This window comes from Vibrio anguillarum (genome assembly GCF_001989995.2).
Taxonomy (GTDB): Bacteria; Pseudomonadota; Gammaproteobacteria; order Enterobacterales; family Vibrionaceae; genus Vibrio; species Vibrio anguillarum.
This window is the reverse complement of the sequence record NZ_JAHGUP010000046.1, coordinates 1-11409: the sequence shown is the minus strand read 5'-3', so window position 1 is coordinate 11409 and position 11409 is coordinate 1. Positions and strand designations below refer to the sequence as shown.

General features: G+C 46.1%; 2 protein-coding genes. One reads left to right on the top strand and one right to left on the bottom strand.

The features are described 5' to 3' along the window. Positions 1-337: 337 nt before the first annotated feature. Positions 338-9772 carry a retention module-containing protein gene (locus PL85_RS11870; RefSeq protein ID WP_115339920.1) on the top strand — a complete coding sequence of 3145 codons (9435 nt, stop codon included), beginning with the start codon at positions 338-340 and terminating at the stop codon, positions 9770-9772. A gap of 127 nt (positions 9773-9899) precedes the next feature. Here the strand turns inward: PL85_RS11870 and PL85_RS11865 are convergent, their stop codons facing one another. After that, entirely contained in the window at positions 9900-11228 is a 1329-nt protein-coding gene (locus PL85_RS11865; RefSeq protein ID WP_019282634.1) for an anaerobic C4-dicarboxylate transporter, read from the bottom strand. Positions 11229-11409 lie beyond the last annotated feature (181 nt).

Genomic DNA, 11409 nt, shown 5'->3' with positions numbered 1-11409 from the left:
TCTAAGCGGAGAAGAGCCCTATAAGTAATTAATTTCTAAACGTAACCTAGAGTCTTGTCTCAAAAGTGAGATGAAAGAGCAGTTATCTGTTTTTCAAAGGCTTTGTTGCTCATTTCCAATTTCATAATTTTCTTAATATACAAGTCGATAGTGTTTTTTTATGGGGTTAGTGCCTAGCGCGACTCCATTTTGACGCTGGTGAGCCTTTAACGCACAATTAGATTAAAATGTAATCTACAGAAATATAAAATTGCATAATCAATTGCGACTAAACTAACAATTAGTTTACTGATCGTTTTTTCATCTATCTCATCGTCGAGAAGTATTTGGGGGCCTTATGGATTTACAAGTGGTTGTTCAGCCTGCGTCAGTAAGCGAAGTGGTGGGGGATGTTATTGCTGTCGATGCCAAAGGTAACGCGCGTCAAGTGACGGTGGGTGACTCCTTGATGAAAGGTGAAATATTAATCACGGTTAATCATTCATCGGTCACTTTGTTTATCAATGGGCAAGTGGCGGTGGTCGAACAAAACTGCGTCGCGTGCTTTGGTGACACTGTGTTAGAACACGATACATCAATGGATCTGATCCAGTTTCCTGTCGCGGGCGACATTAACGCTGATCTCACCCAACTTAATGAGGCCAATTTTGATGCGGATAATATAGCCGCTATTCAACAAGCCATTTTAGATGGCCAAGACCCGACCCAAATACTTGAAGCAACCGCCGCCGGAGCAGGTGGTGAAGGCTCTGCAAATGCTGGCTTCATCACCATTGATTACAATTTTGCAGAAGTATTGGCGAGTACGTTTTTCGAAACTGCAGGGCGTGATGCTCAGCAATCATTGACTGAAACGAATTTGAGTCCGTTGCGTTTTACCGCTGGGGGTGAATCATTATCAGCGGCATTAGTTGAAGGTTCGCTCTCACTAAGTTCGTATCCACAATCAGTGACGGCAAATGTTTTAATCGTGGCGGGAGATCTGCCACTGGATGCCGCCTCTTTTGTCCCTGAATCCCTTTCATTAGCTGCGCTATTGTCAGAGCTGAATAGCGATATTACTTCGGCTGGGCGATCAGTAAGCTTTCGTTATGATGCTACGGCTAACCATATTGTCGGTGAACTTGACGGCAGTGAAGTGCTACGGATTGATTTAGTGGCGACGTCTGTCGGTAAAGACATCAACTTAGAGATAGTGACGACCATTAGTCAACCGATTGACCATGTTCCCTCCGTGGGAGGTGGCTTAGTTTCTTTTGCCAATGATCAAATTGCGATTCAATTTGATGTAACCGGTTCTGATGCGGGTGGAAATCCTATTCGCTCGCCGATTTCTATCGCAATCAGTATTGGTGATGGTAATAACCCTGTTATGTCCGATGAACCGTCGACGTCCGTTTATGAGGATAATTTGGCAAATATCGGCTCGGATGCCAGTGCTTCACAGACGATTACCGTTTCAGGACAGTTTGATACCCAATTGGGTTCTGATCAAATTGAAAGCTATCAGTTGGATTTAAGTGCTAATCCGTTGGCGGGGTTAACCTCGGCTGGTGTCGCGGTGCAATTGGCCTCTTCCTCGTCATTGAACGGGGTTTATACCTATCAGGCGAGCGCCAATGGCCAGCCTATTTTTGAGTTGATATTAAACCCAGACGGTCGTTACCAGTTTACGTTACAAGGCGCGCTGGATCATCCAGTCAATAGTGATGAGTTATTACTCAACCTTTCGGTATTGGCAACCGATTATGATGGTGATAGCTCTGAAAGTGTGCGTTTACCAATCAACATTATTGACGATAAACCTGAAATCATTGGCGTGGATGCGCTCAGCGTTGACGAAGACGATTTAGCGTCAGGCTCAGACAGTAGCAAAGAGCCGTTGTTCGCCGAAGGCTATTTCACCACCACCCAAGGGGCCGATACGGTAGTGAGTTATCAGCTTGATACCAGCATCAACCCCATCGCTGGGTTAACCTCGCAAGGTGAAAGTGTGGTATTGGGCGCGGCGACAGTTGACGCCAACGGTAACTACCTCTATCAAGCAAGTACTACCCCAAGCGGTCAGACGGTATTTAGCTTGGTGCTTAACGCAGATGGCAGTTATCGTTTTACCCTACAAAGGCCAATTGACCATACGCAGGGGAGCGATGAGCTACTGGTGAATTTCAAGGTGGTTGCAACTGACTATGATGGCGACAGCGCCAACATTCTGCTGCCTGTCACCATTCATGATGATCAGCCAATCATCGCGGGCGTGCAAGCGCTCAGCGTTGACGAAGACGATTTAGCGTCAGGCTCAGACAGCAGCAAAGAGCCGTTGTTTGCAGAGGGAGTTTTTACTACTCAAAGCGCGGATAAGGTGGTGAGCTATCAGTTGGATACCAGCAGTAACCCGCTTGCAGGCCTAACTTCGCAAGGTGAAGCGGTGAGTTTGGGCGCGGCGACAATCGATGCCGACGGCAACTACTACTATCAAGCTAGCGCTGCACCGAGCGGCAATGCGGTGTTTAGTTTGGTGCTCAATGCGGATGGTAGCTATCGTTTTACCCTGCAAGGTCCTGTTGACCATGCGCAGGGGAGCGATGAGCTGCTGGTGAATTTCAAGGTAGTGGCAACCGATTATGATGGCGACAGCGCCAACATTCTGCTGCCCGTCACCATCCATGATGATCAGCCAATAATCACCGGCGTGCAAGCGCTCAGCGTTGACGAAGACGATTTAGCGCTGGGCTCAGGCAGTAGCAAAGAGCCGCTGTTCGCTGAGGGAATGTTTACCACTCAAAGCGCTGATAAGGTGGTGAGCTATCAGTTGGATACCAGCAGTAACCCGCTTGCGGGCTTAACCTCGCAAGGCGAAGCGGTGATCTTGGGCGCGGCGACAATCGATGCCAATGGTAACTACCACTACCAAGCCAGCACCACACCCAGTGGCAATGCGGTGTTTAGCTTAGTGCTTAACGCAGATGGCAGTTATCGTTTTACTTTGCAAGGTCCGATTGATCACGCCGCAGGCAGCGATGAGCGACTGGTGAATTTCAACGTGGTGGCGCCGGACTATGATGGCGATGCCTCCGATATTCTACTGCCTGTCACTATTGTTGATGACAAGCCAACGATTGTCGGCATTCGCGCCGGTAGCGAACAGAGCGTGGATGAAGATGACTTAGCCACGATTGGTTCTGATCGTTCAGACAGCACCGTTATTGCTGGACATTTTGATGTGATTGACGGTGCCGATGGTATTGTCAGTTATCAATTATCGGATCTTGTAACGCCTGTCGAGAATTTAACGTCTGGTGGTCAAGAGATAGAGATCATCCAAATTTCAAGCAGTAATGGTGTCACTGTTTATGAGGCGGTGATTAAGAATACGATGGACGTGGTTTTTCGTCTCACGTTAAATGGCTCGGCCGATAGTTACCAATTTGAACTGCTTAAAGCCATCGACCACCCTACTGCTGCTGGCGAAAATCTCTTTATTTTAGATCTTCCGATTACTGCAACTGATAGAGATGGCGATGTTTCAGCGTCAGTGAGTTTGCCAATATCGATTGTTGATGATATTCCAACTTTGCATGATAAAAGCATCACTAGTGTTGAAAATACGGCGATAAAAACAGTCAATTTATTTAGCCAAGACAACAATACCTCACCGGATACTCAAGGTGCAGATCATGGTGCGATCACTAAATTTGTGGCCGTTGATGAAGTGGGTCGTGATATTCAATTTAGGGATGGCAATGGCGCAAGCTTAGCGAATGAAATTGAACTTAACGGCATCACAAAAACGGTCACAGTTGTCGAAATAAAAAATGGTGTTGAGCGCGACTTAGGCACACTGACGATTACGCCTAACGGTAACGCGACATTTAAACCAGTTGCTAGCCTTGAACATGGTGATGATCCGACCATTTCATTTACTGTCGATGTCACTGCGCAAGACTTTGATGGCGATGCCTCAACCGAACAGTTGAACATCAATATTCTTGATAGAAATGCCACTATCACAGTTGCTAATGTTATTGGCGCTGAAGATGCTGGACGCGATGGCGTCACTATTTTGTTTAACGACCCCAATCAAATCACTAATAGCCAAGATAACCAGTCGGGTTTAGATACTTCACCACTTAAAGTGGATTTGCGAGTCAACCTGCACGATTTAGATCGAAACGAATCGCTTGGCGAAGTGAAAATCACGGCCAGTAATGCTCATGGTGATTTTTATTATCTCAACGACTCTGGTGTCTATGTCAAACTAGAGGTCGTCAGTGGACGGTTTGTACTACCGGCTGATGCGGTTGAGCAAAGCTTAACAGGCAGTGTTGCTAATATTGAAAACTTGTATTTTGTGCCTGACCGTCACTATGCCAGCGCTAACGGTGGCTTCCAACTCAATATTACTGTGCAGGTTTTGAATAATGGCCTGCATGATCATAATGTGAACGGGAAATTGCGCATTGAGGTGGAAAGTGTGGCCGATATTGCGACTTGGACCTCAAGCAGCCAATTTCATTATGATGCAGTAGAAGATAGTGACAATATTACTCTCGATGTTTTAGCGCAGACACAAGATAACAGTACCCCCGAAACAATCCTGTATGAGATCCGCTTTACTCAAGGTGAAGGTGAGGCGCAGCTAGTTTATGCCGATGGTACGCCGGTTGTAATGAGCTCGGATGCTTCAGGTCACTATTATCTTGTTAGTACGAGTAACATTAACCAAGTACAAGTTGACCCCAATGATAATTTCAGTGGTCAGATCAAACTTGATATCACAGCGATCACGACCGAGCAAAATAACGCTCACGTTGGTAAAGAGAGCGCCCGATCAGAAACGAAAGAAATCGTGATAGATGTTAGCCCTGTTGCCGATATGGGTAGCTTCTCTGTCAATCGAATCAATGTTTTTGAAGATAATGCCGCTACGCAAAATACCGTTGACCCCACCACAGATCACGATCCCTTGTTATTAAGTGAAGTCATTACGATGGCCGGATCCGTTGATTCTGATGGTTCAGAAACACTCTATGTGCGTCTCTCTGATTTTTCAGAAACAGGTGTCACACTGATTTGGTTGGGAGCTGGAGCCAGCGAAATATCCCAAATAACCGATGCCAATGGTCATACTTATTATGAAGTTCCTGAACAATATCTTGACCAAGTTGAAGTGCTACCCCCGTTACATAGTAACGCTGATTTTACCTTCTCTGTTGAAGGGATTATTAAAGATGTGGTCAATCTTTCTACGGGTGCGGTGGCAGATGAAATTTCGTTAGGTGCTAAGACGGTTAATGTTTCAGTTAAGGGCGTAGCAGACATTCCAACCATTGATTTTCACTCAAACAGTACTAACACTTGGAATGAATTTAGTGAAAATGGTCTGCAAGTGATTGAAACGACGATTGATGAAAATCAATCCGTTGGCTTTGGCTTTAGTGTGTTATCCGGTGAGCTTGCGGATAATCCAGCGGACAGCTCTGAGTCGATCACCGTTTTACTGTCGAACATTCCAGATGGTGTCAAACTGTATGACAGTGTTGGTAGCGTGATTAACTTGGTATTTGTTGGTTACGATACTGCGCAGCAACCTATTTATCAGGCGAATCTAACTTCAGCGCAGGTTGATTCAGGTATTCGAGTTGAGCCATCTCATTCATCGACCGAAAACATCAACATCAAAATGACCACCATCGTTACTGAAAATGATGGACATACGCGTCAAATTGAGTCGGAAATTCGCATTAAAGTGGCACCGGTGATTGATGTTGTTGACAACTATCAATCACACTCGCTTGGTAACGAGGACAGCCGCATTAATGTTCATTGGCAGCCAGAAGAGGAACAACATCTTGATGCTGATGAATATTTTGCCTCTGTTACACTTTCTGGCTTCCCAGCAGGTAGTACTATTTACGTCGATGGTGTTGTCACGACCTTAGATAGTGACGGCAAGCTCATTTTGACCCCCGCACTGGGACAGAGCGATCAAGATTTCTCAGCGCAAGTGCTGACAACTGGTTACGTTCAAGTTCAGCCACCAGAACACTCCAGTACTGATTTTACCTTGAGCACTGAGATTGTGGTTAAAGAGCAAGACAACGAATACGTCGATGCAATCAATTCTGGCGAAGGTATTGCTTCGAAAGTCATTCATGGCTCTGTTGATGTCACGGTAAGGCCGATAGTTGAAGCTGATGGACAACTGCGTGTTGAAGACAACGGCGTAGTCACAAACAAAGCTGTCGCAGATGCCTCTGGTGCGATCTATTTTACTATTAATGATGCGGCCGGCGGCGAGCCTGATGCGAACGTTATACGCTTTGATAATGCAGACACTCAATCGACAGAAGGTTACCAATCATTAGAAGTGGTCGACCAACTGGTGGTGCGTTTTAGCAATATTACGCCACAGGTACTTGATCAACTACTGATTACTGGTGCCATTAATAATGGGGATGGTTCATGGACCATTGTTGATGAGCAGAATTTCAGTGTAAAAGCACCGAATGGCCTGACATTAGGTAGTGGTAACGATCCTGATGGTGATGGTTATAACGACATCACTGTGACCATTTTTGCCCAAGTGTATGACCAAGGGGAAGATAGCTCTGAAGCCAAAGTAGTTCGACAAGTGCAATCAGAGCTCACCTTACAATTTCCGCTCACGGCCACGGGCAACAACACGGTAGCGGCTGACATTACTTTAGCTGGCAATGCGGATGATATTGTATTAGGCATCGAAGATAACGCCATTAATTTAGGTCAGCAAATTCAAGATAAATTGATGGTGAGCGCTTCAGGTTTTGATGGTGTAGAAGATGAGCTCAGTATTGTCATCGCGCAAAGTGTGTTGCCAGTTGGCGCAAGTTTATCTGGTGGTCATTTTGATTTCGTTGATGGCTTGTATGTATACAAAGGTACCGTGAATACCGATGGCTCGATTTCAGGGTTAGAAAATCTGCATCTGCATCTACCTGAAGATTACGCGGGCGACTTTAATTTGCCGATTACTTTTGTGACGACAGACACGGCTTCTGGTGATGAAAAAACCTTCAGTACGCAAATCCCAGTGGCAGTTTCTCCTGTGGCCGATGTTCCCGGAACGCATCAACCGCAAGATGATGACATTACCCCTAAAGCGACATTGACTGTAGAAGGTTCGCTTGGGTTAGATGCAAATCATCAGCCGACTTCAAGCTCGTCCGACGTTCCGACCAATGACGGCACCGGGTATGAAGATGGTATTATTCATCTTTCGCTCGACATTGACCTTGCTGATATTCGCAATAGCGCTACGGAAGGACAAGAGGTGCTGAGCGAAGTCACCTTAACCCTACAAGGAACCAATATCGGAACCTTTGTTGATGCGCAAGGCAATGATCTCGGTACCAGTATCACTTTTAGTCAGCCTCAGCTACCTGCGGCATTAGACAATGTTTATTTCAAACCCGCACCCAATTATCCGACTGGCGATGATGATAATACCGTCAACATTACCGTGGCGGGGAAAGTGACTGATATTACGCAATTTGATGATACCAATGCCAATGCGTTGGGTGTGGCTAATACTGATGCTGATAAACCATTTACCACACAAGTAAGTTTTGATGTGACGCCAGTGGTAGACGACGTCATTATTTCCAGTGGTGGTAGCAGCAATATTGAAGTGAGCGGTCTGGAAGATGAGTGGATTGTCCTTTCTAAACCGGGTTCCGAATTTACCGTTGATCTGACCGATACAGATGGCTCTGAGGTATTTGTGTCGATCAAGCTTACTGGGGTGCCGACGGATTTTGTCGTGAGTTCTCTCTCTTCTGACTATACCGTGAAAAATAATGGTGGTGGTGAGTGGAGCATTCAGATTAACAACCCAGCACAAACCTCGATCAATTTATCCGATATTGCGATGAAACCTGCGAAGAACTTTAGTGGCGAAGTTGAAATTGGTATTAAGGTCTTCACCGAAGAATCCTTACTCGGTGTGCCAGTAGAGCATAACGGCAGCTTTAGATTAGATATTACGCCCGTTGGGGATGTGGTGGATGTTGAACCAGTGACTAACGGCGCTGGCGATGAAGGCGTTGACATTGAAATTGATATCAACGCGCAAATTATCGATAAAGCCGATTCCATTGCAGCTGGTACGAACCATAGTGAAAACTCACCAGAAACGTTGAGAATTGAAGTTTCTGGAGTGCCAGATGGAGCAAGTATTGCATTGCCTGATGGCACGCTGGGGACTTACATCGGCGGTGGAGTATGGTTGTTGAATGCCGATGCGCAAAGCTTAGATAAACTGATTTTTAATTCTGGTGATTGGCATAAGGACACTTGGGCGGGAGATCTGACGATTAAAGTACAGTCGGTCGATACAGGGCTGGACGGTACGGAACATTTGGGGCCTGCGCGTGAGTTTACTGTTTTAGTTGATGTTCAGGCGGTCAATGATGCGCCCACCATTGATAGTGCTACGGTCACCACAACGATTGATGAAGAGGCGGGGCAAAAGGTCACCGGTTTGAGTGTGAGTGATATCGATTATGCAGGCTCACATGCCAACGACCCCATGACGGTGATTTTGAGCGTGAGCGAAGGTTTGCTCAGTGCCGTGATCCCCGCGTTAAGTTCTGTCACGCAGAGCACCAATTTGGCTGGAGAACTTGTCCTACAAGGCACGTTATCGGATATCAACGCACTACTTAATAGCAGCGATCCCGCCAGCGGCATTTTTGTTGATGCCACCGCGATTGGTAGTGACCATATTGATCTGACAATTAAGGCCAATGATGGTGGTGTTTATGCCGACAATGTTTCTGGTATGGCGCTAGAAGAGACAGAAACCGTCAGTATTGCGGTGACGCCCAAAGCCAATACGCCGATATTAACCCTTGATCCGAGCTTTAATTATATGAAGCAGACGTATGTTAGCCAAAGTATCAGCGCTCAAGGTATTGCATTGCTGGGGTTAATCGCGGCATTAACGGATAGCCATGAAGTGTTGTCATTGGAGATCGACAGTCTGCCAAGTGGCGCTACGCTTTCTAGTAGCTCGGGCAGTGTGATTGAGCAAAACGGAGTGTGGATTGTTTCCGCTGATGCTATCGACGGATTACAGGTTAGCGGGCTCGATTTAGGGCAACACACTCTGTCGGTAGCGGCTATCTCAACAGAAACGGATGGTAGCCGTGCAGCTTCTGCATCAATTGATATTGCGATTGAAGTATTGCCTGACGGTAGCACGATTGATCAATCAACGAACGGGGATGATGCGCAATTGCTCGCCGGTAATGTTGGAGCGCAGTTGCTAGGAGGCAGTGGTCATGATCACCTTGAAGGTGGCGATGGTGATGACTCCTTAGTGGGTGGTGGCGGAAATGATACCTTGATTGGCGGGCTTGGTGCCGACATCTTAACCGGGGGAAGTGGCGCTGACATATTTAAATGGACGCTCGATACTGTTGATGAGCAAACCGACACTATCACTGATTTCAACGCTGGTGAAGGTGATGTGATAGATCTCACTGATGTTGTGGCCGATTTACATTTGCCCATGGATCAACTGCTCGTTTCGCTACACACTTCTCATCAGATAGAAGCGAAAGTGATGACCAACACGACGGATGTGGAATTGGAAATTCTGACGGACAATAACGTACATCAAACCATTGTGGTGCAAGATCTTGCCAGCCAATTCAATTTTGATGGCATGGCGTCGATTGACATTGTTGGTTTCTTATTGGACAACAACATTATCAAGCATGACGTTTAAATAAAGAAAAGGGCAGTTAAATAAAGAAAAAGTGCACCCAACGGCTTCAGGCTCAGTTGGGTGCACTTTTTTATTTAGCAGTAAACACACCCCCAGCACTGTATCAGTCTGGGGGCATTACAGTGGGTTAACCAATGACGATTTGGCTCAGCACATAACCTAAACAGCACGCACTCACGACGCCAATTAAACCGACGGACATGAACGAGTGGTTGAAGTAGTACTTACCGATTTTGGTGGTTCCTGTGGTATCAAAGTTGACCGTTGCAATATCTGACGGATAGTTTGGAATGAAGAAGTATCCGTACAGTGCGGGCATTAATCCCACCAGTAGCGCAGGTTCTAAACCTAGCCCGAGGCCTACAGGTAACATCATCACCGCTACTGCGGCTTGTGAGTTCACCACAACAGAAACAATGAATAGTGCAAGCGCGAAGGTCCAGTGATGGTCGGTAACCATCTCAACAATGCCTGATTTAAACTGCGGCATCGCGTATTGGAAATAGGTATCCGACATCCAAGCGATACCGAAGATGGCAATTGCCGCTACCATACCTGATTTGAATACCACACCGTTTGGTACATCTCGTGGGTCGGTTTTGGTTGCCAGTAAAATGATACCGCCAAAGCAGAGCATCATCATCTGGATAACCACCGCCATACTGATCGGTTTACTGCCTTCAACAATAGTGCGTGTTTCTGGCACCATCGCTAGCACGACTATGGTTAATATCGCACCAATGAAAATCAACACAGAATTACGCGCTGCTGCGGGTAACGTTTCATTCAGCGTTGTCGCGGTTGTGTTTAGGATTTTCTCTTTCCACACTGGATCTTGCAGACGTTCTTGATACTCAGGATCATCATCTAGTTCTTTCCCGCGGCGCAAGCTGTACAAAGACATCAACAGCGTACCGAATAAGGTCGCAGGTACAGTGACCAGCAAAATAGAGAGCAAGGTGATCTCGTGTTGAATATTCGACAATTGAGCAAGGTAGTAGACAACGGCCGCTGAGATTGGGGAAGCGGTAATCGCGATTTGCGAAGCAACAGAAGACGCAGCCATTGGACGTTCAGGACGGATCCCATTTTTCAGTGCCACATCACCAATGATCGGCATGATGGAATACACCGCATGGCCAGTACCCAGCATAAACGTCATTGCGTAAGTGACGAACGGTGCAATCAAAGTGACATTTTTCGGGTTCTTACGCAGTAAACGTTCTGCCACTTGCAGCATGTATTTCAATCCGCCAGCCGCTTCGAGTATTGAAGCACAGGTGACAACGGCAAGAATGATCAACATGACGGTGATCGGTGGTGATGTGGGTGGCATTTTGAAGACAAAAACTTCAATGACCAAGCCAATACCAGAAACCACACCAAGGCCAATACCACCGTAGCGTGAGCCTATATAGAGCATTAATAGCAGGAATAAAAATTCCAAATACAACATATCTGTTTCCTATCCAAAGGTGTTAATGAAAATATTGTCTAACGTAACGTTAAAAAAAGATGAAACCTTGTTCACACAACCATTTACCCTATAAATGAAACGACATTAATCAGAGATTGCTCACGCATTTTATTCAATAAGTAATGAATATGAATAAACAAATGGGCTCTTCTCCGCTTAG

Bases quoted from the DNA above. Each gene is read 5' to 3' on its own strand.
- PL85_RS11870 (WP_115339920.1), top strand. From the start codon at position 338: ATGGATTTACAAGTGGTTGTTCAGCCTGCGTCAGTAAGCGAAGTGGTG.
- PL85_RS11865 (WP_019282634.1), bottom strand. From the start codon at position 11,228: ATGTTGTATTTGGAATTTTTATTCCTGCTATTAATGCTCTATATAGGC.